This window comes from Methylacidimicrobium sp. AP8 (assembly GCF_903064525.1).
In the GTDB taxonomy this organism is placed as follows: domain Bacteria; phylum Verrucomicrobiota; class Verrucomicrobiia; order Methylacidiphilales; family Methylacidiphilaceae; genus Methylacidimicrobium.
Window position 1 is genome coordinate 1,027,493 of record NZ_LR797830.1, and the last position, 24,773, is coordinate 1,052,265.

At 64.9% G+C, this 24,773-nt stretch carries 28 protein-coding genes; 22 read left to right on the forward strand and 6 right to left on the reverse strand.

What is annotated here, in order from left to right; genetic code table 11:
• Nucleotides 1-197: 197 nt before the first annotated feature.
• The 16 genes from nifB (at nt 198) to MTHMO_RS04705 (ending at nt 12,337) form a co-directional block, all read left to right on the forward strand.
• Nucleotides 198-1,769 carry a nitrogenase cofactor biosynthesis protein NifB gene (gene nifB / locus MTHMO_RS04630; protein ID WP_237394768.1) on the forward strand — a complete coding sequence of 524 codons (1,572 nt, stop codon included), beginning with the start codon at nt 198-200 and terminating at the stop codon, nt 1,767-1,769.
• Nucleotides 1,770-1,808: 39 nt separating this feature from the next.
• Entirely contained in the window at nt 1,809-2,027 is a 219-nt protein-coding gene (locus tag MTHMO_RS04635; protein WP_202213737.1) for a YfhL family 4Fe-4S dicluster ferredoxin, read from the forward strand.
• On the forward strand, nt 2,024-2,383 hold the full coding sequence (locus MTHMO_RS04640; RefSeq protein WP_202213738.1) for an iron-sulfur cluster assembly accessory protein: 360 nt from the start codon (nt 2,024-2,026) through the stop codon (nt 2,381-2,383). The genes MTHMO_RS04635 and MTHMO_RS04640 overlap by 4 nt, the downstream gene beginning before the upstream one ends.
• Before the next feature lie 13 nt (nt 2,384-2,396).
• Nucleotides 2,397-2,921, forward strand: a complete 525-nt coding sequence (locus tag MTHMO_RS04645) for a hypothetical protein (RefSeq protein ID WP_202213739.1) — start codon at nt 2,397-2,399, stop codon at nt 2,919-2,921.
• A gap of 12 nt (nt 2,922-2,933) precedes the next feature.
• Nucleotides 2,934-3,245, forward strand: coding sequence for a nitrogen fixation protein NifZ (locus tag MTHMO_RS04650; protein ID WP_202213740.1), 312 nt, complete (start codon nt 2,934-2,936; stop codon nt 3,243-3,245).
• Complete coding sequence (locus tag MTHMO_RS04655; protein WP_202213741.1) at nt 3,238-4,407, forward strand: cysteine desulfurase family protein; 1,170 nt, start codon at nt 3,238-3,240, stop codon at nt 4,405-4,407. Before MTHMO_RS04650 ends, MTHMO_RS04655 begins: the two co-directional genes overlap by 8 nt.
• Nucleotides 4,404-4,625 carry a putative nitrogen fixation protein NifT gene (gene nifT, locus MTHMO_RS04660; protein ID WP_202213742.1) on the forward strand — a complete coding sequence of 74 codons (222 nt, stop codon included), beginning with the start codon at nt 4,404-4,406 and terminating at the stop codon, nt 4,623-4,625. Before MTHMO_RS04655 ends, nifT begins: the two co-directional genes overlap by 4 nt.
• Nucleotides 4,622-5,797: a DegT/DnrJ/EryC1/StrS aminotransferase family protein gene (locus tag MTHMO_RS04665; protein ID WP_202213743.1), complete on the forward strand. Its 1,176-nt coding sequence runs from the start codon at nt 4,622-4,624 to the stop codon at nt 5,795-5,797. The genes nifT and MTHMO_RS04665 overlap by 4 nt, the downstream gene beginning before the upstream one ends.
• A 22-nt stretch (nt 5,798-5,819) precedes the next feature.
• Nucleotides 5,820-6,074, forward strand: a complete 255-nt coding sequence (locus MTHMO_RS04670) for a hypothetical protein (protein ID WP_202213744.1) — start codon at nt 5,820-5,822, stop codon at nt 6,072-6,074.
• Nucleotides 6,071-6,925, forward strand: a complete 855-nt coding sequence (locus tag MTHMO_RS04675) for an SIR2 family protein (protein WP_202213745.1) — start codon at nt 6,071-6,073, stop codon at nt 6,923-6,925. The genes MTHMO_RS04670 and MTHMO_RS04675 overlap by 4 nt, the downstream gene beginning before the upstream one ends.
• 171 nt (nt 6,926-7,096) lie before the next feature.
• Nucleotides 7,097-7,507, forward strand: coding sequence for a nitrogenase-stabilizing/protective protein NifW (gene nifW, locus MTHMO_RS04680; RefSeq protein WP_202213746.1), 411 nt, complete (start codon nt 7,097-7,099; stop codon nt 7,505-7,507).
• Nucleotides 7,504-8,388: an electron transfer flavoprotein subunit beta/FixA family protein gene (locus tag MTHMO_RS04685; protein ID WP_237394769.1), complete on the forward strand. Its 885-nt coding sequence runs from the start codon at nt 7,504-7,506 to the stop codon at nt 8,386-8,388. Before nifW ends, MTHMO_RS04685 begins: the two co-directional genes overlap by 4 nt.
• Nucleotides 8,385-9,506 (forward strand): electron transfer flavoprotein subunit alpha/FixB family protein, encoded by a 1,122-nt coding sequence (locus tag MTHMO_RS04690; protein ID WP_202213747.1) that lies wholly within the window; start codon nt 8,385-8,387, stop codon nt 9,504-9,506. The genes MTHMO_RS04685 and MTHMO_RS04690 overlap by 4 nt, the downstream gene beginning before the upstream one ends.
• On the forward strand, nt 9,503-10,801 hold the full coding sequence (locus MTHMO_RS04695; protein ID WP_202213748.1) for an FAD-dependent oxidoreductase: 1,299 nt from the start codon (nt 9,503-9,505) through the stop codon (nt 10,799-10,801). Before MTHMO_RS04690 ends, MTHMO_RS04695 begins: the two co-directional genes overlap by 4 nt.
• On the forward strand, nt 10,798-11,085 hold the full coding sequence (locus MTHMO_RS04700; RefSeq protein WP_202213749.1) for a ferredoxin family protein: 288 nt from the start codon (nt 10,798-10,800) through the stop codon (nt 11,083-11,085). Before MTHMO_RS04695 ends, MTHMO_RS04700 begins: the two co-directional genes overlap by 4 nt.
• Before the next feature lie 529 nt (nt 11,086-11,614).
• Nucleotides 11,615-12,337 (forward strand): response regulator transcription factor, encoded by a 723-nt coding sequence (locus MTHMO_RS04705; RefSeq protein ID WP_202213750.1) that lies wholly within the window; start codon nt 11,615-11,617, stop codon nt 12,335-12,337.
• On the opposite strand, the gene pqqE is transcribed toward MTHMO_RS04705, so the two are convergent.
• The 5 genes from pqqE to pqqA are packed head-to-tail and all read right to left on the reverse strand — an operon-like array spanning nt 12,334 to nt 15,679.
• On the reverse strand, nt 12,334-13,551 hold the full coding sequence (gene pqqE, locus MTHMO_RS04710) for a pyrroloquinoline quinone biosynthesis protein PqqE (protein ID WP_202213751.1): 1,218 nt from the start codon (nt 13,549-13,551) through the stop codon (nt 12,334-12,336). The genes MTHMO_RS04705 and pqqE overlap by 4 nt on opposite strands.
• The gene (gene pqqD, locus MTHMO_RS04715; protein ID WP_202213752.1) at nt 13,551-13,847 is read right to left on the reverse strand and encodes a pyrroloquinoline quinone biosynthesis peptide chaperone PqqD; all 297 of its coding nucleotides are present in this window, start codon (nt 13,845-13,847) and stop codon (nt 13,551-13,553) included. The genes pqqE and pqqD overlap by 1 nt, the downstream gene beginning before the upstream one ends.
• The gene (gene pqqC, locus MTHMO_RS04720; protein ID WP_202213753.1) at nt 13,837-14,589 is read right to left on the reverse strand and encodes a pyrroloquinoline-quinone synthase PqqC; all 753 of its coding nucleotides are present in this window, start codon (nt 14,587-14,589) and stop codon (nt 13,837-13,839) included. The genes pqqD and pqqC overlap by 11 nt, the downstream gene beginning before the upstream one ends.
• Nucleotides 14,586-15,590: a pyrroloquinoline quinone biosynthesis protein PqqB gene (locus tag MTHMO_RS04725; RefSeq protein ID WP_237394770.1), complete on the reverse strand. Its 1,005-nt coding sequence runs from the start codon at nt 15,588-15,590 to the stop codon at nt 14,586-14,588. Before MTHMO_RS04725 ends, pqqC begins: the two co-directional genes overlap by 4 nt.
• An 8-nt stretch (nt 15,591-15,598) precedes the next feature.
• Entirely contained in the window at nt 15,599-15,679 is an 81-nt protein-coding gene (gene pqqA, locus MTHMO_RS11230) for a pyrroloquinoline quinone precursor peptide PqqA (protein WP_370568359.1), read from the reverse strand.
• A gap of 257 nt (nt 15,680-15,936) precedes the next feature.
• Between pqqA and MTHMO_RS04735 the strand changes: the two genes are divergently transcribed.
• From MTHMO_RS04735 to glp, 6 genes are read left to right on the forward strand one after another with little or no spacing between them, the layout of a single operon-like run.
• Nucleotides 15,937-16,416 carry a formate dehydrogenase subunit gamma gene (locus MTHMO_RS04735; protein ID WP_202213755.1) on the forward strand — a complete coding sequence of 160 codons (480 nt, stop codon included), beginning with the start codon at nt 15,937-15,939 and terminating at the stop codon, nt 16,414-16,416.
• A complete protein-coding gene (locus MTHMO_RS04740) occupies nt 16,413-17,975 on the forward strand; it encodes an NADH-quinone oxidoreductase subunit NuoF (RefSeq protein WP_202213756.1) in 1,563 nt (520 codons plus the stop codon). The genes MTHMO_RS04735 and MTHMO_RS04740 overlap by 4 nt, the downstream gene beginning before the upstream one ends.
• A gap of 55 nt (nt 17,976-18,030) precedes the next feature.
• Entirely contained in the window at nt 18,031-20,934 is a 2,904-nt protein-coding gene (gene fdhF / locus MTHMO_RS04745) for a formate dehydrogenase subunit alpha (RefSeq protein WP_202213757.1), read from the forward strand.
• Nucleotides 20,935-20,947: 13 nt separating this feature from the next.
• Complete coding sequence (locus tag MTHMO_RS04750) at nt 20,948-21,178, forward strand: formate dehydrogenase subunit delta (protein ID WP_202213758.1); 231 nt, start codon at nt 20,948-20,950, stop codon at nt 21,176-21,178.
• Nucleotides 21,165-21,821, forward strand: a complete 657-nt coding sequence (gene mobA, locus MTHMO_RS04755; RefSeq protein ID WP_202213759.1) for a molybdenum cofactor guanylyltransferase MobA — start codon at nt 21,165-21,167, stop codon at nt 21,819-21,821. The genes MTHMO_RS04750 and mobA overlap by 14 nt, the downstream gene beginning before the upstream one ends.
• Complete coding sequence (gene glp / locus MTHMO_RS04760; protein ID WP_202213760.1) at nt 21,818-23,593, forward strand: gephyrin-like molybdotransferase Glp; 1,776 nt, start codon at nt 21,818-21,820, stop codon at nt 23,591-23,593. Before mobA ends, glp begins: the two co-directional genes overlap by 4 nt.
• A gap of 118 nt (nt 23,594-23,711) precedes the next feature.
• On the opposite strand, the gene MTHMO_RS04765 is transcribed toward glp, so the two are convergent.
• Complete coding sequence (locus tag MTHMO_RS04765) at nt 23,712-24,722, reverse strand: alpha/beta hydrolase (RefSeq protein ID WP_237394771.1); 1,011 nt, start codon at nt 24,720-24,722, stop codon at nt 23,712-23,714.
• Nucleotides 24,723-24,773 lie beyond the last annotated feature (51 nt).

The following is a 24,773-nucleotide window of genomic DNA, read 5'->3' on the forward strand; positions in this document are numbered from 1 at the left end:
GCGACAGGGTGCGCTCCCGAGGCAGCGGGCAAGACGCTCGCCGGCTCGGCATCCCCCCGATGGGAAGAGACGATCCATGAGTTGGCACGCACTTTGCTCGAATCGATTCCGGTGTGCGACTTTCCGTGACCGAAAGCACGGAGGCCGACAGGAGCAACAAAGAAGCCGCCAGAAAGGACAATGCGATGGAAGCTCTGATGGAACCGGAACGGGGTGTCAAGGCACGGTTTGCAAATCTCAAGGGGCTGGCGATTCCCGTCGCGCCACACAAAGGTTGCGGCTCCAGCGGGGGAAGCGGCAAGGCCAGCTGCGGCTCGGGGGCCGGCTCCGGCGACCTGCCGCCCGAGATTTGGGAGAAGGTCAAGAACCATCCCTGCTACAGCGAGGAGGCGCACCACCATTACGCCCGGATGCACGTGGCGGTCGCTCCCGCTTGCAACATCCAGTGCAACTACTGCAACCGGAAGTACGATTGCGCCAACGAGAGCCGTCCCGGGGTGGTGAGCGAGCGGCTGACCCCGGAGCAGGCGGCCAAAAAGGTGCTCGCGGTGGCCTCCGCGATCCCGCAGATGACGGTCCTCGGGATCGCGGGGCCGGGGGATCCGTTGGCCAATCCGGAGAAAACTTTCCGGACCTTCGAGCTGGTGGCCAAAGCCGCTCCGGACATCAAGCTCTGTCTTTCGACCAACGGGCTCGCCCTGCCGGATCACGTCGCGCGGATCAAGGATTTCCGGGTCGATCACGTCACGATCACGATCAACATGATCGATCCTGAAGTCGGGGCGCGGATCTACCCTTGGGTCTTCTTTCGCCACAAGCGCTACACGGGGAAGGACGCGGCGAAGGTTCTCACGGAGCGGCAGCTCGAGGGGCTCGAGATGCTGACCCAGGCGGGAATCCTCTGCAAGGTCAACTCGGTCATGATCCCCGGGATCAACGACGACCACCTGGTCGAGGTGAACAAGGCGGTCAAGAGCCGCGGGGCGTTCCTGCACAACATCATGCCGCTGATCTCCGCGCCCGAGCATGGAACGGTCTTCGGTCTCTCCGGCCAGCGCGGCCCGACCGCCCAGGAGCTGAAGGCGCTCCAAGACAAGTGCGAGGGCGAGATGAACATGATGCGCCACTGCCGACAGTGCCGGGCCGACGCGGTCGGCCTGCTCGGGGAGGACCGGGGAGCCGAATTCACCACGGACCGGATCGAGTCGATGGAAATTACCTACGATGCATCCAAGCGGCAGGCCTATCGAGAATCGGTCGAAATCGAGCGGGCGGCGCGGCGGGCGGCCAAGGAGCGGGAGCTCCTCACGCTCGCCGGGGAGAACAGCAACCGGAAAATTCTCATCGCGGTCGCCACGAAAGGTGGGGGCAAGGTCAACGAGCATTTCGGCCACGCCAAGGAGTTCCAGATTTACGAGCTGAGCACCGCCGGCTCGAAGTTCGTAGGCCATCGGCGCGTCGATCTCTACTGCCAAGGAGGCTATGGCGAAGAGGACGCCCTCGCAGGGGTCATCCGCGCGATCAACGACTGCGTCGCGGTGCTGGTCGCCAAGATCGGAGCCTGCCCGAAGGAAGAGCTCCAAAAGGCGGGAATCGAGCCGGTCGACCAATATGCCTACAGCTACATCGAGACCGCGGCGATCGCCTACTACCGGAGCTACCTGGAGAGGTTGAAGAGCGGGGCCCTCGCCGAGGTCAAGCGGGGGGATGCGCTGATCCGCCAGGGCGCGTTCATCGATTCGGGCGCGGCCGTGCCGCAGGCGGCTTGAAGGGCGGAACGAAAACAGAAAGGAAACGGAGAAACATCGATGCCATACAAGATCGTGGCTTCGCAGTGCACGGGCTGCTCGGCCTGCGAGCCGGAGTGTCCGAACAAGGCGATATCGGAAAAAGATGGGATCTTCCGGATCGATCCCAAGAAGTGCACCGAGTGTGTCGGCTTTTTTGACGAGCCCCAATGCGTCGCCGTCTGCCCGGTCGACAACACCTGCATCATCGACAAGAGCCTTCCGCGGTACCCGAGATGAAGATCACGCTCACCCCGAAGGCCCAAGCCTTCATCAAGAAGATGACCCGGATGGGGACCGGAGGGCGACCCGGAGGCGGCCTGCGGTTGAGGGTCCAGCCCGGCGGGTGCTCCGGGCTTTCGACGGAGTTCACCGTCGAGCTGGGACCCAGGGAAGGAGATGCCGTCTGGGAAGGGAACGGTTGCCGGATTTTCGTCCCTGCCGAGAGCCGGCCGCTGCTCCGGGAAGCGATCCTCCATTTCGTCGAAAATCCCATGGAGACGCGGTTGATCGTCCTTTCCGGGCCTACCGGAAGCTGCGCCTGCTCTCAGGAAGCGGCAGCGGGAGCCTCCGGCGCATCCGCGAAGGCGGGATAGGAGGAAGATGCCGATGGAAACGGGGGGCGCGGTCGCTGCGTGCCGGGAAGAACGGCTGGCGGAAGCGCATTGGGGCCCGCTCTCGAGGCGGACCGAAGATCTCCTGCGCGCCGCAGGCCGCTTGGGTCGGTCCCAGGCTCGGGCCGAGTCGCTTTTGCGCGAAGCGGCCGAGGCGGAGCCCAACCATGTCGCCGTCTTGATCGGCAACTACCGGTACGCTTTCTACTCGGGCAAGCTTGCGGAGGCTCGGGATTGGGCTCTCGCCTGCCTTGCGGCCGTGGCGCAGAAGGCGGGTTTTCCTGAGGAGTGGCCGTTGGTCCGACCTCCGCTTCGGAAGGAACGGGCCCGGGAAGACCCTCTCTTTCGCCTCTACCTCTTCGCCCTTAAGGCCTACGGCTATCTGGAAATCCGGCTGGGCGAGCGGGAGAAGGGGCTTGCGGCTCTGCGGAAGCTGGAGGAGCTGGACCCGGAAGGACTGCTGCACGGCGGCGATCTGCGGAGGATCGTCGAGCGGGGAGCGGCGGAAGAAGAAGGCTGAACGGAGGAACGGATGGGGATGAACGACGAAGTGGAGCTCGATCGGCCGCCCGCCTTCACCTACGGCCAAACGGTGGTTTCCCGCAAGCATATCCGCAACGACGGCACCTTCCCCGGAAAGGAGATCGGCGAAATCTTGATCAAGAAAGGGGAGAAGGGAGTGGTCACCAGCATCGGCACCTTCCTCCAGCGATTTTACATCTATGGGGTGGACTTTTACGAGCGGGGCTGCGTGGTCGGAATGAAGGAAAAGGAGCTCGAGCTGGCGCCGGAAGGAGAAGAACAGAGACTCGAGCGGCCCGAGTCCGAGGCGAGCCATGGGTGAGTGCGACCGGATCGATCTCGACCATAACGCGACGGCTCCGCTGCGGCCGGAAGCCCTGGCGGCCATGCTTCCCTATCTTCGGGAGCGCTACGGGAACCCGTCGAGTCCCGGCTTCCGCGGAAGGCTCGCCAAGGAAGCGGTCGGCCGGGCGCGCGGCGAAGTGGCCGCCCTGATCGGTGCCAAGCCCGAGGAAATCGTTTTCACCAGCGGCTGCACCGAATCGATCCACCAGGCGGTGCTGGGCGCGCTCGAGCTGGCTCCGCATTCCCCCCGGGTCGTGACGACGGCGGTCGAGCACCCCGCCAGCTCCCTGCTCTTTGACCGGCTGAAGAGCCGCGGGGTGGAAGTCGTCCGCCTGCCGGTCGATCGCCGGGGTCGGCTCGACCTGGAAGCCCTCGAAGAAGCGCTCGCTGCTCCGGCGGCGCTGCTTTCCCTTGTCTGGGTCAACAACGAAACGGGGGTGATCAGCCCTGTGGAAAGGGCGGTCGCCCTGGCGAAGGAGCGGGGTCTCCTCTGCCACCTGGACGGGGCGCAGGCGGTCGGGAAGCTCCCGGTCGATGCGCGCTCCCTCCCCTTCGATCTGCTCTCCTTTTCCGCGCACAAGCTCGGAGGACCCAAGGGGACCGGCGCGCTCTTCGTTCGGAAGGGAATCGCCCTGCCTCCGTTGATTTGTGGCCACCAGGAGCGGGGCCGGAGGGGAGGGACGGAGAACGTGGCGGGCATCGTGGGCTTCGGTGCGGCGGCGCGGCTGGCCGGAAACGATCTGGGGGATCGGGCGGCTGCGGTAGGGCGGCTACGTGACCGGTTGGAGGAGGAGCTCCTCCGGGCTCTCCCCTTTGCGGCGGTCAACGGCCGGGAAAGTCCGCGGGTGGCGAACACGACGAGCGTCCGATTCGGCGGAATCGAGGGAGAAGAGCTGCTCGTCCGGCTGGAGCGGCGCGGAATCGAGGCTTCCTTAGGCTCGGCCTGCGCAAGCGGGGGAACGGAGCCCTCCCGGATTCTTTCGGCGATGGGGCTCTCGGAGGCCGAAGCCCGATCCACCCTCCGGTTCAGCTTGGGTGCGGAGACGACCATCGAGCAGGTCGACCGGGCTTCCCGGGCTATCGTGGAGGAGGCTCGGGCGCTCAGGGATGGAGAAGAGAAAGGAGGGAAGGCGGCGTGAAGGTGATGATTCGGCGAGGAGCCGCGGGGGGGCTTTCGGTCTACGTAGCCAAAAAGGACCTGGAAGAGCCGGTGGTCCGCGCGGAGAAACCCGGGCTTTGGGGCGGGACGGTGACACTCGCCAACGGTTGGCGCTTCCAGCTTCCGGACATGCCGGGCGACACACCCCTGCCGATCACTGTCGAGGCGCGGCGCTTGTCCGAAGAGGGAGAGCCATGAGGGAGGGGTCGCCCGCCACGGGTCCTCGGTCGAGGATTCCGTTATCCGATCCGGATTTCACCGAGGAAGAGCTGGCGGCCGTCGATTCGGTCCTCCGGTCGCCGGATGTCAGCGGCGGATCCTTGGTGGAAGCATGGGAGGAAGCGTTTGCCGCCTGGGTAGGACGGAAGCAAGCGGTGGCGGTCGCGAGCGGCACCGTCGGTCTCTGGCTCGCGCTGCGGGCTCTGGGTATCGGCCCCGGGCAGCGGGTGATCCTCTCGGGCTACACCTGGCACCAGATAGGAGCGGCGGTGGCCTTGTGCGGGGCGGAGCCCTTCTTCGTCGACATCGACTACTGGTCGGGGGCCCTGTCGCCGGAACGGGTTGCGGAGGCGGCCCGCCTAGGCGCCCGGGCGATCCTCGCCGGCAACGTCCTCGGACATCCGGCGCCATGGAAGGAGCTCGCCCGGCTGGGCGAGGAGCACGGGCTGCTGCTCCTGGAAGATTCGACCGAGGCGATCGGGTCCCGCTACGGCGATCGAATGACCGGGAGGTTCGGCCATGCGGCGGTCTTCGATTTTTCGCAACCCGGGGCGCTTGTCTGCGGAGAGGGAGGGATGGTCGTGACCGACGACGAGGAGCTGGCCGCCGCCATCCGGCACGGGAGGAGCCGCCCACGGACCGACCGTTTTTCGGACATCGCGACGATGGTTCCCTGCCTCCAAGCGATCCCGAGCAATCTCGCCGCCGCGCTGGGGATCGCGCAGCTCCGCCGGGTCCGGGAGATTCTGGAACGCCGGCGCCTGGTCGAAGCGTGGTACTTCCGGCAGATGAAGTCCTTCGAGGGCATCAAGGACCCCTACATCGCCCCGGAGGTCACCGAGGTGCACTGGTTTCTCTATCCGGTCCATTTGGGGACGCGTTTCGGCCGCTCGAGCCGGGATGCGATCCTCGAAGACCTGGCCCAGGCGGGGATCGAGGCGTCGGCCTATTGCCGGCCGATGCATCGGCATGGATATTTCGTCGATCGCGGCCGGCGGAAGGGAAGCCTCCCGGTCACCGAAAAGGTGGCCGACCGCTCCATCGTTCTTCCGTTTCACGTCCATCTAACCGAAGAGCAGGTCGCCTTTGTCGTGAAAACGCTCAAGGACGCTTCGGTCAATGTCGGAGCCGGCGCGGCGATATACTTGTAAGCCGGAAACAAGAGGAGAGCCAATGAACGAAGAGTTGGTAGTCATCCATGTCCGTTTCGCCAACGACGGGTCGGTGCAGGAGATCGGGGAGAGACCGCGCGGGCTTTCCGCGCAGGCCTGGTTCGGCCGGCTCTGGAAGAAAGCCGGCGACCGGTTCCAAGCGTTGGCCGGCGGGCGGGGCATCTTCCGCCTGCCGCGGGCCGAGCTCGATGCGTTGCGGGTGCCGGAGCCCGAGGGGGAGACCCAGGGAGAAGCGGAGAAAGGAGCCGGAGCATGAGCGGCGCCGAGAGCGAAATCACCAGATGCCTCGAGGAGGGGAAGCTCGTTCCCTATTTGGGGCCCGGGATCTGGAGCGGAGAGGGCGGCAACACCCCTCCGTTCCCGACGGACGCCGAAAGCCTGGCCGAGAGCCTCGCCCGTCGAGTGGCCGTCCCAGGTCGGGCGAGGAAGATCCTCTCGGCGGCGGCCCAATATATCGAAAGCCAGAAGCATCGCAAGACCCTACGGAAGCTCCTTCTGGATACTTTTTCGGTCCCGAGCCCCAAGCTCGTTCTCCATGAACGGCTGGCCGGCCTAGCTCCGCTACCCCTGGTCGTCGATGTCTGGTATGACGGAGCCCTCCGCTCGGCATTCCAAGGGCGCTCGGATTGGGGGGAGATTCAAGGGGTGAGCCAAGCCGAACATCCCGGCAGCTGGACGCGAGCCTATCGGCCGGACGGCGAGGAGGCGGCCCCGGAGGAGGCGAGCCGATGGGGGACGGTTCTGTACAAGCCGCTGGGCTCGGTCAGTCCCGCCGGGAATTTCGTCGTCTCGGATTCCGACTTGGTGGAGGTGTTCACCGAGATCGATATCCAGACGCCGATCCCGGGGGTCGTGCAGGAGAGGCGCCGGGGTCGACACTTCCTCTTCCTCGGGTGCCGCTTTGCGACCCAGGCGGAGCGGATCTATACCCGGCAGATCCTCAAGAGGTCGTCGGATCGCCATTGGGCGGTCCTACCAGGCGAGATCACCCGCAACGAGGAGCGCTTCGTGCAGGAGATGCGGATCGAGCGGATCCCGTTTTCCCTAGGCGAGATCTGCGACCGCCTCTTCGCCTCGCCTCCCGCCGCAAATCCGAATTTGTCGTAAAAGCGACCAGAATCGGGTGCGTTTGGCCGGAAGACCACAGAACTACCCACCTCGCGGGCGCTTCCCCGCCTCCTTTGCCGGGCAACCTCAGGAGCGAAGCGGGCCGGCGGAAGCTCGAAAAAAGGGAAAGGTTGGCACGCGGCCTGCTGCTCCAGTCGGCAGAGGATTCCGATGATCGATCCGATTCTCGCCGACTTGAGCCGCCTTTCGGCGGCAGAGGAGTTTTTCGACTATCTGGAGCTTCCCTACGATCCTCAGGTCGTTCGCGTCAACCGGCTCCACATTCTCAAGCGCTTCCAGAAGTACCTGCTCTCGGCCGAGGCTCCGAAGGAGCGGCACCAGGCTCAGCTTCGCGTCTTCTACCGGGGGCTGCTCGAAGCGGCCTACCAAGATTTCGTCCACTCGACCGCGCTGCAGGAAAAAGTTTTCGCGGTGTTTCAGCGGCCCCCTCCGGAAAAGAAGCCGATGACCGCCGCCGTCGCAATCGAGGACCTGCGCTCCTCGCTGCGCGGGAAGCCGGTGCCGGGGGGGGCGCCGACGGTGCCGGGGAGTCGGCTCCCTTCGGGAGGGGACGGAGCATGAGGGGCCCTGAAATGGTGGTTTGTGTGAAACAGGTGCCGGATAGCGCCCAGATCCGGGTGCATTCGGTGACCGGAACCATCATGCGCCAGGGAGTTCCCGCCGTGCTCAACCCCTACGATCTCTTCGCGTTGGAAGAGGCTCTCCGGATCAAGGATCGGCTGGGCGGCCGGATCGTCGCGCTCTGCATGGGACCGCCGCAGGCGGAAGCGGTGCTGCGCAAGGCCCTCTCTCTCGGAGCGGACGAAGGGGTTCTGGTGTCCGACCGAGCGTTTGCCGGGTCGGACACGCTGGCCACTTCGTTTGCGCTGGCCTCGGCCATCCGGCGGCTCTCCGAAGAACGGCCGGTGGACCTGGTCTTCACCGGCAAGCAGACGGTCGACGGAGATACCGGCCAGGTCGGACCCGGCGTCGCCACGAGGCTCGGGATGCGGCTCCTCAGCTATGTCTGCCGGATTTCGGTTCTGGATAGGAATCGCGGGAGCATCGTAGTCCACCGTTGGACCGAAAAGGGAGTCCAGGTGCTGCGCAGCCGGTTACCGTGCCTGATCACCGTCTTGGAGGGGACGGGAGAGCCCCGGTTTGCTTCGCTGCCCGAGATGATCCGAGCGGCCCGGCAGCCGATTCGGGTCTGGGACCGGAAGGCGGCCGGCATCGAGGACGTGAGGAAGATCGGCCTAAAGGGATCGCCTACGGTGGTGGGAAAGGTGTTCGCGCCCGCCCGCCGCGCGGAAAGGGCGGAATGCCTCGAGTTGGATGCGGAGGAGCCTGCGAAGGCGGCGGCGTTGCTTTGGGAAAAGGTTCTCTCCCGTCAGCCGGGGCTCGCGGCGAAATGCTTCGGCGTCGCGGACGAAGGGGAGGGGAAGGAGGGAAGTTCCGAATGAGCGAAGCGGAGGGTAAACCGGCAGAGAGGAAGGGAGGCGCACGGAGGCAGGCGACCTTGGATCCGCGACTAGCGGAGTATCGTGGAGTCTGGGTCTTTGTCGAAAGGGATGCCCAAGGGGTCCATCCGGTCTCCTGGGAGCTTCTGGGCGCGGCCAGGAAGCTCGCCGATCAGCTCGGAACGGAGGTGGGCGCGGTGGTGGCGGGAGCTCCTTCCGAATCGATCGACGCCGATTCCCGGGATGCCATCGCCTATGGGGCCGATCGGGTCTTCGCGGTCGCGCATCCGGTGCTCGCCGGATATCGGAATGAGCCTTACGCCAAGCTCCTCTGCGGGCTGGTCCGCACCTACAAGCCGGAAATCCTGCTGCTAGGGGCCACCTCTCTCGGGCGGGATCTGGCGAGCACCGTCGCCACGACGCTCGAGACGGGCCTGACCGCAGATTGCACGGAGCTGGCCATCGATCGGGAGAGCCGTGCCCTGGCCGCGACACGACCCACCTTCGGGGGCAACCTCCTCTGTACGATCCTGACCCTCAACTACCGGCCCCAGATGGCTACGGTGCGGCCGCGGGTGCTTCCCCTGCCTGCGAAAGACGGCCGCAGAACCGGGGAAATTCGAAACGAACCGATCGACCTTCGGGAAGAGGAGGTCGTGACGAAGCTGCTCGAGTTTCTCCCGCACTGCGGCGGCGACCAGAGTGATCTAGCCCTGGCCGAGGTGATCGTGGCCGGAGGCAAAGGGCTGCAGAAGGCGGCCAACTTCGCCCTCCTGCGCGAGCTGGCCGGAGCCTTAGGGGGCGAAGTGGGAGCGACGCGGGCGGCCGTGCACGCGGGATGGATCGAGCCCCATAGGCAGATCGGCCAGACGGGCAAGACGGTGCGGCCGAAGCTGTATATTGCAGCGGGCATCTCGGGAGCGATCCAGCATCGGGTCGGCATGGAAAGCTCGGACCTCATCGTCGCGATCAACACCGATCCCGATGCCCCGATTTTCGAAGTGGCCCATTACGGGATCGTCGGGGACGCGCTCGTCTTCCTTCCCCTCCTGACGCGGGCCGTGCGCGGGCACCCTGGTTCGGGAAAAAGGACTGCAGTGGCACTGGGGGCTTCGTCGTGAAAGAACGGTTCGATGCGATCGTTGTCGGCGCCGGGCCTTCGGGAACCGCCGCCGCGCTCACCTTGGCGCGAGCGGGATGGAAGGTCCTCCAGATCGAACGCGGGGAATACCCGGGCTCGAAGAACGTACAGGGAGCGATTCTTTACGCCGACTCGCTCCAGAAGCTGGTCCCGAATTTTCGCGAAGAGGCCCCGCTTGAGCGCCACCTAGTCGAGCAGCGGCTCTGGATTCTCGACGATCGGTCTTATATCGGCACCGCCTTCCGCTCGCCGGCCTCGGAGGAGAGAGAGCCGGACCGATACACGATCCTTCGGGCGCAGTTCGACAAGTGGTTTGCCAAGAAGGCCCAAGACGAGGGTGTTCTCCTGATCTGCGAAACCACCGTCCTCGATCTGCTTCGCGAGGGCCGACGGGTGGTGGGGGTACGGACCGACCGGGAGGAAGGCGATGTGTATGCCGATGTCGTGATCCTGGCCGACGGTGTCAACTCCCTGCTGGCTCGGAAAGCCGGGATTCGCCCGGAACTCCGGGCGGGAGAAGTCGCGCTCGCGGTGAAGGAGATCCTCTTCTATCCCCAGGAAGTTCTGGAGGAGCGCTTCGGGCTTTCCGGCGAGGAAGGCGTGGCGATCGAGATGGTCGGGAAGATTACCCAAGGGATGGTGGGGACGGCCTTTCTCTACACGAATAAGGAATCGCTTGCGGTCGGGATCGGCTGCCTTCTCTCCGATTTCCGCCGGGAGAAGATCCCGCCGTATGTGCTGCTCGAGCGGCTGAAAGAGCATCCGGCCCTACGTTCTTTCTTGCGCGACGGGGAGATGAAGGAATACACCGCGCATCTCATCCCGGAAGGCGGCTACAAGGCAATCCCGAAGCTCTTCGGCGACGGTTGGCTGATCGTGGGAGACGCCGGGATGTTCGTGAACTCGGTCCACCGGGAGGGATCGAACTTGGCGATGGAGACGGGGAGGATCGCCGCAGAGACCGTCATCGAGCTCAGGCTAGCCAAGCAACCGCTGATCGAGCGCAACTTGCGCCGCTATCGCCAGCGGCTCGACCAGAGCTTCGTGATGAAAGACCTGCGGAAGTATCAGCATGTCCACGAGGTGCTCGATCGGAACCGCCACTTTCTCACGACCTATCCGGAGCTCGTCAATCGAGCGGCGGAAACGCTGCTCCGGGTGGATGGAGTGGATAAGCGCTCGAAAGAGAAGGAGGTGACCCGAAGCTTTCGGAAACACCGTTCCTACGGCGGCCTTTTCTCCGACGCGGTGAAGCTCTGGAGGGCATTCCGATGAATCCGGTCGAAGAAAAACTCTATCAAAACCGGTATCGCCTCGACGCGGGACGGCCCCATATCCGCATCCGCAACCCGGAGGTCTGTCGGGTCCGCTGCACGGAAAAATCGTGCGCCTCCTGCTGCCCGGCGGGCTGCTATACGCTGGGATCCGCCGGTGAGGTCACGCTCCTGACCGACGGTTGCCTCGAATGCGGAACCTGCCGGATCATCTGCAGCGAATTCCGCAACGTCGATTGGGAGTATCCGCGGGGCGGTTTCGGCGTCCTCTTCAAGTTCGGCTGAGCGGAAGCCCGGCCGCGCCGCTCCTCCGCGCGGCATCCGCTTTCGCGGATAACCGGATTGACGGCGGGGTTTCTTGGCGGGAACGGACCGCCGGAGGCCCGCCGGCAGCCCGGCTTTTATTGCAAGAAATACTTGACCGGACCGCGGGAGCGGAGCAGTGGTACTTGTACGTTAACATTAAAGAAAGGCTGAGAAAGCTATGAGGCTTGGAGAAAAGAGATTGTCATCGGGATGGCTGCTTGCTTTTTGTCTCGTTTGTTTGCTCGGGCTCAGCGCGGGATCGAGTCCGGCGCGCGTGCTCGAGTCGACCAACGGGCCGAGGCTCACGGTCGGGCCTTCCGGCCATGCGTATACGAAGGAGGAGCTGGCCAAGCAGCAAGCCGGTAAGTCGCACGGGAAGAAGAAGAGGGCGTCTTCCGAAAGCGGTCCGAAAGAGACTCTCGGAAAAGAGTAAGCAGGGTAACCGCCGGATCCCGTGGTGGAAGTCGTTCGCTTGAGTCGGCGCGTCCCCAAAGGGGGGACGAGGCGCATGAGGGAAGAGCGGCAGAAGCGTGCACAGGCGGAGAAGATACAAATTCTTCTCGCCGAACCCGATGCGAAGGTAGCCGCCACAATCGAAGCGGAGCTGGAAGCCAAAGGGTTTGCCTGGAGCCGGGCGGCGACGTCCGAGGAAGTGTTTCTGGAGCTCAATTTCGGGGAGTTTGCCGCCGCGCTTCTTGACGCGAAGCTTCCGGGCCGCCCGGTTCTCGAGGTGATCGAGGTGCTCCGCAAGCGGAACATCACCACCCCGATTCTGCTTCTAGGCGAGGAAGCCGATTCCCAGTCCCGGATCCGCGCTTACGAAAAGGGGGCGGACGATATCCTGCCGAAGCCGTCCGTAGCGGCGGAACTCTCCGCCCGTCTCAAGGCGCTGCTGCGGCGAAGGTCGAGCGCGCCCCCTTGGGTGCGGTCGGTGGAGGATCTGGAAGTCGATCTTTCGGCCCGCAGGGTCTTCCGCGCGGGGCGGGAGATCGCGCTCACGCCCCGGGAGTTCGGGATTCTTGAGTATCTGCTTCGCAATCAAGGCAAGGCGGTGAGCTTCGAGGCCTTGGCCACAGACGTCTGGCACCAGCCGGAGCGGGCCAAGACGATCAGCAACGTGGTCCGTGTCCATATGGCCAGCCTGCGCAAGAAGATCGACTGCGGCCGCCCGATCAAGCTTCTCCACACGATGCGCGGCTACGGCTTCGTCCTGCGCTCCGGCAACCGCTAAGTGGTTCGCGGCGAGTGCGCGGGAGGGTGTGCCTGCGGCTGCGCTCGTTCGGAAAGCCGCTTCGATTCGGTCGGATTCCGGTAGCGCCAAGAGACCGCTTCCCGGTTCTCCGCTTCCAAAAGGGCCTCCTCGATCCGGTGATGATGGGGCGAGAGGATGCATGCCGGGTCGGTTGCGCCCGCATCCTGGGTGAGCAGGAAGGCTTGGCAGCGGCATCCTCCGAAGTCGATCTCCCTGCGCGGGCAGCTCCGGCAAGGTTCCGGCAGCCAATCGGTCCCGCGGAATCGGTTGAAGGCCTCGGAGTGGAACCAGATATCCCGGAGGCTCTCCTTCCGGACGTTCGGGAACGAAAGGCGGGTGATCTCCCGGGCCGCCTGGCAGGGCAGGGCCAGCCCGTCGGCGGACACCGTGAGGAAGGCTCGTCCCCAACCGTGGAGGCAGGCCTTGGGATAGGTGGCGTAATAGTCGGGGATCACGAAGAGGATCTCCATTTTGCCGCGCAGCCGCGCCCGCGCGGCCTCGGCAGCCCGGGAGGCGCGTTCGACTTGAGCGCGGGTCGGCAGGAGCCAGCGGCGGTTATGGAGCGCCCAGCCGTTATATTGGCTGTTTGCCAGCTCGAGCCGCTCGGCCCCCCAAGCCTCGGCGAGGGCGATGATCTCTTCGATGCGGTCGATGTTCTGCCGATGGAGGACCGCGTTGATTCCGAGCGGCAGGCCGGCGTCTCGCGCCAGGCGGGCGGCCTCCGCCTTCTTGGCGAAGCTGCCGCGCATGCCGGCGATCCATTCCGCGCTCTCGGCGCGGCTGTCCTGGATGCTCAGCTGGAAGCCTCCCAACCCGGCCGCCTTGAGCCGGCGGGCAAGCTCGGGGCTCAAGAGGGTGCCGCCTGTGCTCAGATTCGTGTAGAGTCCGAGGGAATGGGCCGTCGCGACCAGCTCCGGCAGATCCTTCCGCAAGAGCGGCTCTCCCCCGGAGAAGTGCGCCTGCAGGACGCCGAGGCCCGCCGCTTCCTCCAGGACGCGCCGCCACTCCGCGGTTTCCAGCTCGTTTCCCAAGGTGCGGGCGAAGCCGAGCGGGTTGCTGCAGTAGGGGCATTGGAGCGGGCACCGGAAGGTCAGCTCGCAAAGGAGCGAGAACGGATAGCCCAGGTCTAAAGCACGGACCTCCCCCCGGGCGGCCGGACGATCTTTGCCGGAAGGCTCATTCGGGATCCGCATTACGTTTGCCCTTCCTGCGGCGCTGCGAAAAGGAGAAGTCCTCGGTCGCGAAGCTCTTCTAAAAACTGCCACACGTCGGCTTGGACGGCAACCGGGTCCGCCCCGAAGCGGCTCGCGAGCTCCGAGACGATCGCCGGAACGGCCCGCCGGCCGTCGCAAAGGGAAAGGATCGCTTCCGCCGTCCGGTTCAGGATGAGCACTCCTTCCGGATAGAGAAGGATCGGCTTCTTCCGTACCGCATCCCAACGCAGGGAAGCCTTGGAAGCCAGACGGGGGGTGGCGCGGTTAAGGTCCATCCGGGGCGGGCATCTGGATGCGGAGGACATAGGCCATGTACATGGCGTCGAGCATCGACCAGAGCAGCTCGCACTTGAAGCGGAGAGCGGCCAGAGCCGCTTCCTGGGCCGCCCGGGTCCGGCAGCGATCGACCACTAGCCGGAGGGTGAAGCTCACGTCCTTCGGAGCTTGGGTGAGCCGCTTCCGGAAATACCGGAGGCCCTCTTCCCGGATCCAAGGGTAGAACTTAGGGAAGGCATCGATCCGGGTCTGGTGGATCGACGGGGCGAAGAGCTCGGTGAGGGAAGAAGCCATCGCCTCGATCCAGCTGTGGCTGCGGCAGAAGTTCACGTAGGCGTCGACTGCGAAGCGGACCCCGGGGAGCAGATGTTTCTGCTCGAGGAGCTCTTCCCGGGAAAGGCCGACCGCTTCCCCGAGCATGAGCCACCGTTCGATCCCGCCGGGATCCTCTCCGGTCCCGTCATGGTCATGGATCCGGCGGATCCATTCCCGGCGCAGCTCCCGGTCGGGGCAGAGGGAGAGGATGATGGCGTCCTTGATCGGAATCTGGGCTTGGTAATAGAAACGGTTGGCCACCCAGCCGCGGATCTGCTCCCGGCTGCACTTCCCTTCATTCATGAGGACGTGGAAGGGGTGCCTGTCATGGTAGCTGCTCCGGCCGATCGCGCGCAGCCGCGCCTCGAAGTCGGGCGGGGAGAGCGGCGGCTCGGTGTCCGGCAGGAAAGAAAAGGGCATGCTCATGAGTCCGTAGGATAGAAGGAGAGAAGCATACCGTCATAGGCAATTTGCACACCCGCTTCTCTCACCTCTTTTGCCTGGGGGGAGTCCGGGTCAAGCATGGGGTTGGTGTTGTTGATGTGAATGTAGAACTTCTTTGCGACAGGCAGCTTCGCGAGCCGGGCAAGCGAGCCTTCCGGGCCGGAAACGGGCAGGTGGCTTCGCCGGATCGACCGGCGGCGCTCCTCGCTCATCGGCGCGAGCTCCTCCTCCGACCAGAAAGTTCCGTCGACGAAAAGCGCGTCGCAGCCCGAGACGAAGGCGAGGAAGGCGTCGGAAATTTCCGGAAGGCCCGGCGCGTAGGCAACACGCCGCCCGCTCTTCGTGCCGAGGAGGCGGAGGGCGACGACCTGCCCGGGCTCTTCCGAGGGAGCCTCATAAGGTGCCGGGGCGCCGGGGAGGGAGAGAGCTTCGATCCGAACGCCGCCGAATTCGGCAGGATACGCGGAACGCTCGACAGGGAGGAAATGGCGGAGGACGGATACGATCGGGAAGGTCGAGTTGAGGCTCTTCCAGACGGGATCGGTGCAGGCGATCCGGATCTCCGTTCCCTCGCGCAGGAAGAGAAGCCCGGTCGTGTGATCGAGCTGTCCGTCGGTCAGCGCGACACCGGCAAGCGGGGAACCGCGGAGCGCCCCCTCGGGAGGGGCGAGCTCCGCTGCTTGCGCAAACTGAGAGCAGAGATCGGGTGAGGCGTTGATAAGGGTCCAGCGCTCTCCGGGCTCCGAGACCGCGATCGAAGCCTGCGTGCGCCGAAAACGCTTTTGCGCCGCGGGAAGGTCGCGTTCCTCCCGGGCACGGCGGCACTGGGGGCAGAGGCAGTTCCACTGCGGAACTCCGCCGCCCGCTCCGGAGCCAAGAACGAGCAAGCGCATCGAGAGCGCATCTCCGCAGCCAAGAGAAAGGAGAGAGCAGAAAACCGGGAAGAGGGCGACCCGGACGGATCGCCCTCTTCCCGAAAACATTGCGGAGATTACTTGCCCGCTACGTTAACGTAGGCGGTGACCTCCATGCAAAGGCTGATGTCTTCAAATTCCGGCTTTACCCAATTCATAATAGCATAGGCTCCTGGTTTGGAAGGCGCTTTCTCCTCAAAACGCACTCCCGGTTGCACACTGCAACCTACTGATCCCCCGAAGAGGCCTCAAGGACTTTTTGCGGCTTTCCCCGGCGGCCGGAAAGAACGCAAAAACGCAAATTCCGCATTGTCGACGGCTGGCGGGATGATTAGTAGTAAAGGAGGAACGCGCGAGGTGACCCTCGGTTACTAAGGGAATCTACTACCGGAAGGAGAGACGGATCGGAGGCGGGATGGAGAACGGGAAGGCCGAGAGAAAAAACGAGCTGGAGAGCATCTTGGAGAAGTTTGCTCGTCAGGCGAACGGATTGATCCCCGCCTTTCATGCGATTCAGGAGCGTTTCGGCTACGTCCCCAAGGAATGTCTCCCCGAGGTGGCGCAGGCCTTCAACCTCTCCCAAGCCGACGTCTACGGCGTGCTCACCTTCTACCACGACTTCCGGCGCGAGCCGGCGGGACGGCACATCGTTTCCGTCTGCCGAGCCGAGGCGTGCCAGGCGAACGGATCGGGGAAGCTGATCGAAGAGCTGCGGGGGAGGTTACGGATCGATTTCGGCGAGACCACTCCGGATAACGAGGTCACTCTTCTGCCGACCTACTGCTTCGGGAATTGTGCCTGCGGGCCTTCGATTGCGATCGACGGCAAGCTCTACGGCCGGATGACCGCCCAAAGGGTGGAACGGATTCTCCGGGGAATGGGGGCGCTCGAATGAAGGTCTACGTTCCTCGGGACTATTCGGCATGCGCTCTGGGGGCGGACGAGGTGGCCCGCGCCATCGAGCGCGAAGCGGCCGCGAGGGGGCTCTCCATCGAGCTGATCCGGAACGGATCGCGCGGCCTCTATTGGCTCGAGCCGCTGGTCGAGGTGGAGCGGAACGGGCAGCGCATCGGCTATGGACCCATCGGCGAAGAGCAGGTCGAAAGCCTCTTTGCCGCGGGGTTCTTAGAAGGCGGGGAGCATCCCGCGCGCGTGGGCGATCCGGAAGAAATCCCCTACTTGCGCCGGCAGAAGCGGCTGGTCTTCCGCCGCGTCGGGAAAAACGACCCGCTTTCGCTGGACGCCTACCGGAAAGACGGCGGGCTTGCCGGCTTGGCGCGGGCGCTCACGCTCTCCCCCGGGCAGATCGTGGAGGAAGTGACCAAGTCGGGATTGCGCGGGCGCGGAGGAGCCGGTTTTCCCACGGGAATCAAGTGGAAGACGACGCTCCAGGCGGAAGCCGATCAGAAGTATATCGTTTGCAACGCTGACGAGGGAGACTCCGGCACCTTTTCCGACCGGATGGTGATCGAGGGGGATCCCTTCCTCCTGATCGAGGGGATGGTCATCGCGGGCCTCGCGGTCGGAGCGACCGAAGGCTACGTCTATCTCCGCTCCGAATATCCTCTGGCGCGCCGGATTTTCGAGCAGGCGCTCGAGAAGGCGGAGGCCGGCGGCCTGCTGGGGAAAGATATCCTAGGAAGCGGCAAGTCTTTTCACCTCCACCTTTATATCGGGGCGGGAGCCTATGTCTGCGGCGAGGAGACCGCGCTCCTCGAAAGCCTCGAAGGGAAGCGGGGTATGGTTCGCCCGCGCCCGCCGCTGCCCGCCGTTCGCGGCCTGTGGCAAAAGCCCACCGTGGTCAACAACGTGATCACGCTCGCCTCGGTGCCGGCCATCCTGGCCGAGGGGGCGGAGGCGTACGCGCAGCTCGGGGTGGGGCGGTCGAAGGGCACCCTGCCGGTGCAGCTCTCGGGAAATCTCAAGAGGCCCGGCCTTGTCGAGGTGCCTTTCGGGGTCACCCTGGAGGAGCTGCTCTTCGAGTACGGCGGGGGGACCGCGAGCGGGCGGCCGCTCAAGACGATCCAGATCGGGGGTCCCTTGGGACCGTATCTGCCGCCTTCGCTCTTTTCGGTGACCCTCGATTACGAGGAGCTGGCGAAGGTCCGAGGAATCGTCGGTCATGGGGGGATCGTGGCTTTCGACGACACGGTGAACCTCGGGCGGATGGCGCGCTACGCGATGGAGTACTGCGCCGGGGAATCCTGCGGAAAGTGCACGCCCTGCCGGATCGGCTCGACGCGCGGCATGGAGCTCATGGACCGGATCCTCTCGGGGAAGAAGGAGCCGGGAGCCGCCGAGCTCCTTGTCGATCTTTGCGACGTGATGGTCAACGCGTCGCTCTGCGGGCTGGGGGGGATGACGCCCTTCCCCGTGCTGAGCGCCCTGAGATTTTTCCCGGAGGATTTCGGCTATACGAAAGAGGAAGTGGAACCGTTGCTGCAACGGATGTAAAAGGGGGCAAAAGGAGCGGGGGAAGCCGGTAGCCGGTAAAGCGGAGGGAGATCATATGCTGATGCAGAGACACGTCGATTTGGGAACGCCGAGCCGCGGCTGCGAATGCGGCGGGCACGGCCCCCACCACGGCCTCAACGGCCATTGCGGGGAACCGCGCGTGGAGGGGCGGCAAGTGACGGTGTCGATCGATGGGAAGGAGATCACCGTTCCTGAAGGGACTTCGGTGCTGCGCGCAGCCGGGCTCGCCGGGGTGGGCATTCCGAAGCTCTGCGCGACCGACAGCCTCGAGCCCTTCGGCTCCTGCCGGCTCTGCCTGGTGGAAATCGAAGGGAAGAGGGGCTTTCCCGCTTCTTGCACCACCACCGTCGAGCCGGGAATGAAGGTAAGGACCTATTCGGAGAGGTTGGCGAAGCTGCGGCGGGGGGTCATGGAGCTCTACATCTCCGACCATCCGCTCGATTGCCTCACCTGCCCGGCGGACGGGGATTGCGAGCTCCAGGACATGGCCGGAGACGTGGGCTTGCGCGAAGTCCGCTACGGATATGCCGGGAAGAACCATCTTCAGGCCGAAAAGGACACGAGCAACCCGTATTTTACTTTCGATCCCGCCAAGTGCATCGTCTGTTCCCGATGCGTGCGCGCTTGCGATGAGATTCAGGGGACCTTCGCCCTGACCGTCGAGGGCCGCGGGTTCGATTCGGTGATCATGCCCGGCCCCACGGGCGAGTTCCTGAGCTCGGAGTGCGTCTCTTGCGGGGCCTGCGTCTACGCCTGCCCGACCTCGGCGTTGATGGAAAAGGCGGTGATCGAACTGGGCCTGCCGAGCGAGTCGACCGACACCACCTGTGCCTACTGCGGCGTCGGCTGCTCTTTCCATGCGGAAACCAAAGGGACGACCGTCGTGCGGATGACGCCGAATAAGGAGAGCCTTTCCAACCACGGCCACTCCTGCGTGAAGGGGCGCTTCGCCTGGTCGTACGCCTCCTCCAAGGACCGAGTGACCAAGCCGATGATCCGGAAGCGGATCGAAGATCCCTGGCAAGTGGTGAGCTGGCCCGAGGCGATCCAGTACGTGGCATCCGAGTTCCTCCGCATTCGCGAGCGGTACGGGCGGAATTCGATCGGAGCCGTAAGCTCCTCCCGTTGCACCAACGAGGAGGACTATATCGTCCAGAAGCTGGTTCGGGCGGTCTTCCGCAACAACAACATCGATACCTGTGCCCGGGTCTGCCATTCTCCGACCGGCTACGGTCTCAAAAAGGCCTTCGGGGAATCGGCCGGGACCAATCCGTTCGACTCTGTCGATTCCGCAAACCTCATCTTCGTCATCGGAGCGAATCCGACCGACGGCCATCCGGTGTTCGGCTCCCGCATGAAGCGGAGGTTGCGGGCGGGGGCGAAGCTGATCGTCGCCGATCCGCGCCGCATCGACCTCGTGCGCAACCCCCACATCCAGGCGGATATCCATCTGGCGCTTCGGCCGGGCACCAATGTCGCCCTGCTCAATGCGATGGCGCATGCGATTCTCGAGGAGGGTCTGGAGAACCGGCAGTACATCGAGAGCCGCTGCGATCCGGTCTCCTATGCGAAGTGGCGGGACTTCATTCTGCGGCCGGAGAACTCACCCGAGGCGATGGCCCCGGTCACCGGGGTTTCCGCCGACGCCATCCGCGCCGCAGCGCGCCTCTACGCGACGATCCGTCCGGCGGCGATCTACTACGGCCTGGGTGTGACCGAGCATTCCCAAGGATCGACCGGTGTCATGTGCTTGGCCAATCTTGCGATGTTGACCGGAAACGTCGGCTTGGACGGGGCCGGTGTCAATCCGTTGCGCGGCCAAAATAACGTCCAGGGAGCCTGCGACATGGGCTCTTTCCCCCACGAGCTGTCGGGCTACCGGCATATCTCGGATGAAGCGGCCCGAAGACGCTTCGAGGAGGAGTGGGGCGTGGAGATCGATCCGGAGCCGGGCTTCCGGATCACCAACATGCTCAGCGCCGCTGCGGCCGGAGAGTTCAAGGCCCTCTACATGCACGGAGAAGATCTGGTGCAGTCCGATCCGGATGCTTCCCATGTCATCGAAGGGCTGCGGAAGATGGAGCTGGTCGTCCTCCACGATCTCTTTCTCAACGAGAGCTCCAAATACGCCCACGTCTTTCTGCCGGGCTGCTCCTTCCTCGAGAAGGACGGGACTTTCACCAATGCCGAGCGCCGCATCCAGCTGGTCCGCCAGGTTATGCCGCCGCTCTGCGGCAAGCAGGAGTGGGAGGTGGTGCAAGAGATCGCCCAGGCGATGGGCTATCCGATGCACTACCGTCACGCCTCCGAGATCATGGACGAAATCGCGCGATTGACTCCGACCTTCCACGGCGTGAGCCACGAGAAGATCGCGCGGCTCGGCTCGATCCAGTGGCCGTGCAACGACAAAGCTCCCGAAGGCACTCCGATCCTGCACGAGGAGGAGTTCGTCCGGGGGAAAGGGTTCTTCGCCCTGACGGGCTACGTGCCGACGAAGGAGAAGGCTTCCAGCCGCTTCCCGCTGCTCTTGACCACGGGTCGGATCCTCTTTCACTACAACGTCGGAACGCAGACCCGCCGGACGGCGAACGCGACTTGGAGCCGGGAGGACCTGCTCGAGATCCATCCGAGCGATGCGGAGGAACGCGGCATCCGGGACGGGGACAAGACGGAGCTGCGGAGCCGGAAGGGAAGCGTGATCATGCGTTGCCGCGTTACCGATCGGGTGGCACCGGGAACGGTATACGCCACCTTCCATTTTCCGGAAAACCGGACGAACGTGCTGACGACCGAGAACTCCGACTGGGCAACCAACTGCCCCGAATACAAGGTCACGGCGGTGCAGGTGACCCGGGTGTTCGAGCCGACGCCTGCCAAAGAGCGGGAGAACGGGAAAACCCTGAAACGGCGGGAGGCCGTTCCGGCTGCCGGGGAATAGCGGAAGGGAGCGCATGATCGAAGACTTGGTGCGGATGGCGAACCAGATCGGCGAATTCTTCAGCAGCTATCCTTCCCCGGACGAAGCGGCGGACGGAATCGCCGATCATTTGCGGAGGTTTTGGACTCCGTCGATGCGGGAAAAGCTCCTCCACTATGCCGAGCGGGACGGCAAGGATCTATCGGAGCTCGTGCGCGCGGCTCTGGGCCGCCTTCGGAAGCCTGTCTCGGGTGGCGCCTCCTGAAGCGGAAGTTCCGGCGGCCGATCTCGGGGAAAAGATCGCCGCGAAGGCGGGCGCGGTTCTTCTTTGCGGCGGTCAGGGACGGCGGATGGGCGGCATAGAAAAGTGCCTTCTCCCTCTGCTCGGCAAGCCTCTCTGGGTCCATGCCGCGGAGCGGCTGCGGCCGCAGGTGAGCTGGATCGCCGTCAGCGCCAATCGGGAAAGCAACCGCTATGCGGCCGCGGGGCTGCCGGTTCTTCCCGACCGGCGCTCCGGCACTGGTCCTTTGGCCGGCGTCGAAGCGGCCTGGGAGGCTCTCCCGCCGGACTTGTCGCTTCTTCTAGCCGCTCCGGGAGACTCGCCGTTCCTGCCGGACGACTTGGTCGTGCGGCTCTTCCTCAGAATGAACGCCACGGGCGCAAGGGGCGCCTTCGCGCACGACGGGGCGCGCGGACAGTTTCTCTGCGCGCTCTTCGAGAGGCGGTGCGCGGAATCCCTGCGGGACTTTCTGGACCGGGGAGAGCGGAGAGCCGAAGAGTTTCTACGCTCGATCGGGGCTGCGGCGGTTGATTTTTCCGATCGACCCGCCGATTTTTGGAACGTGAATGCGCCGGAGGATTGGGAGCGAATCCTGCAGAGGGCGGCTGCGGAGCGGAAGGCGCGGTGAGTCAAGGGTGGAGGCCTCCGGCCATCGCATTCGTCGGACGGAGCGGTGCGGGCAAAACGACCCTTCTCTGCTCGGTTCTGCGGATCCTTAGGGCCAAAGGGATCCGTGTCGCTGCGATCAAGCATGCCCACAAGGGTTTCGAGATCGATTACCCGGGAAAGGACAGCCGGCGCTTGCGAGAGGCGGGCGCAAACCCGGTCCTTCTCGTCGGTCCGACCCGGCTAGCCCGGATCGAAGAGCTGGCCCCGCCGAGGGAACCGGAGATTGCGGAGGCGATCGCGCTCCTCGGCCCCACACCGGTCGACCTGCTCCTCATCGAAGGGTTTCGGGCGGAAGGGGTGCCGAAGATCGAGCTCTTCGTGCCATCTTTAGGTCAGCTTTTTTGTCGCAACGATCCCGATCTTCTCGCCGTGGCCTCCGAAGGGGATGGAGCTGTGCTTCCCGAAGGCGTGCTCTCCTTCGACCGGAACGATGCCGAAGGGATCGCCGCGCTGATTCTCCGGGCGTGCGGCCTGTTCCCGCGCTCCGATGGGGGCTGCAGGGGTTCGGCATCGACTCCGAAAGGCGCGATCCCGCTCAAGGAGGCGCGAAGAAAGCTTCGGGAGGCGATGGCGGCGGATCGGCCGAACGCTGCCGAAGAGGTGAGCCTGTCGCAAAGCGCCGGACGCGTCCTGGCACGGGACCTCGTTTCTCCCTTCGATCTCCCCTTGGCACCGACGGCGGCGATGGACGGCTATGCGGTGAGAGCATCCGAGCTGGGCGAGGAGGGTCGGGCGTTCTCCGTCGCAGGGACGGCCGCGGCGGGAGCTCCCTTTGCCGGCGTTCCGCCGGAAGGGAGTTGCGTGCGCATTTTCACGGGGGCGGTTCTGCCGGAGGGGACCGACTTGGTGATCCCTCAAGAAGAAGTTGTTCTTCACGGCGACCGAGTAATCTTGCCCGCGGGCCGGCGGGCGGGGGAAAACGTGCGGGCAAGAGGAGAGAGCTTCTTGCGGGGCCAGGAGTTATTGCGCGCGGGCACCCGGATCGGCCCCGGGGCGCTCGCGCTGCTCGCCGCCGCCGGACAGGACACGGTCCCGGTCTATCCCAAGCTTCGCGTCGGGCTCCTCTGCACCGGCCGGGAGCTGCGGCCAGTCGGTGCACCTCTCCGCCACGGGGAGATCTACGACAGCAATCGGGCCTTTCTCTCCTCCGCGCTCGCCGAGCTCGGGGTCGTGCTGGTCGATGAGGGAATCGTCGATGACGATAGCCGAGTTTTGGAGGAGAGGCTCGATGCTCTCGCGGAAAAGGCCGATCTGCTGGTAACCACCGGCGGGGTCTCCGCCGGGGAAAGCGATTACGTCGGCAAGCTCCTCGCGGAGCGGAACGCCGTCGTCATCCGGCAGATCGCGGTCAAGCCCGGGCGCCCCTTTCTCTTCGCCCGGTGGAGAGGCAAACCCCTATTCGGCCTGCCCGGAACGCCCGCTGCGGTCTTCGTCCTCTACTACGATCTGATCCGCCCGCGGGTCCGATCGGCCATGGGGGAGAGAGAGCCGGTAGAAAGGGCGCGGCTGCCCGCGCTTTCCCGGATTCCGAAGAAAGCGGGCCGCACGGAGTATTGGGCGGGTCGCCTCGCCCTCGGGACGAAGGGAGAGGCCGCCTTCGCCCCCGTCAGCACGGTCGATGCCGCGGGATTTCTTCCCGCCGCCGCCGCGGATCTCCTCGCTCTCCTGCCGGAGGAGTCGGAATGCGTCGAGGTCGGCGAGCCGGTCGAGGTGATCTTTTTGCCGAAGTAAAGGGGAGGGAATACGGAGGAGAAGCGTGATTTCCGCCGGCCGTCCATGGCGGGAACGAGGCGAAGGATGCCCGGACCGATGGAGGGGCGCCGCTTCCCTTCGGGGAGGGAAACGGTGGTCAGCGGGCGGTCGCCGGATAGGCGGCCGCAAATTCGAGGAAATCGGTGACGACACGGCGGAAGTCGGAGGCAAAGGTCCGCTCCTCGTGGGAGGCATGAGGAATCACCCACCACCGTTTCGGCTCCGGCGCAGCATCGTAGATCTTATGCACGACGTCGACCGGCATCCGGCGGTCTTCCTCGGCCGCGAGGACAAGAATCGGCGCATGAATGTGCCGAGCGGCTTCCACGCAGTCGACCTTGCTCGGGTCGAGGGAATAGAGCCGCTCGAGCTCCCAGGAGACGAGATCGACAAAAGGAAAGGCGGGAAGGCCGAAGAAGAGCCGGGCGTGGACGGCCATCGAGTTGCGCAGGTTGTCGAAGGGGGCGTCCGCGATCACCCCAGCTACCCGCGGGTCCTCGGAAGCGAAACGCAAGGCCGTGACCGCACCGAGGGAGGTTCCCCACACCAGCGGATGCGAGAGCCCCTTGCCGGCCAATCGATCCGTCCAGGCCTTGAGATCATCCGGCTCTTTCCACCCGAGGGTGGTTATGGTCCTCTCGCTCTGCCCGTGACCCCGGAGGTCGACGGCGAGCACAGGGAAACCGAGCCGGTGTCCTAACACGATGTAGTTGATCTGGAATTCCTTGCTGGCTCCGAGTCCGTGCACCACGATGAGCGGGGGCTTGGTCGGGGTGCCCTCGGGCGGAACGAACCAGGCCGCCAGCTGGAGTCCGTCTTCGCTTGTGATCCGCCAGTCTTCGTAGGGGATGCCGGCCAGGGCGGGGGTGATGCTAAGGAAGCTGTGCGGGGGGACGGTGACCGCGACTCGGGCCAGAGAGTCGATGTACCACTTGAGCCCGGCGAAGAGCGCCGCGAGCAGACCGAGAAGCCCTACCGCCGCGAGGAAGCGCTTCGTCCCGCCGGGGAAAACAGCCGCAACCAGGGGGTGCGGCCGGTCCGCGGCCGACTGAGAGGCTAAAATTTCCGCTGCGTTCTCCTCCTTGCCCATCGCCTCGCCCTCGAGCACGACAAAGAATCGCTCAAGGAGGGGCGGAAGGCAAGCGGCGGTAGGCAGTTC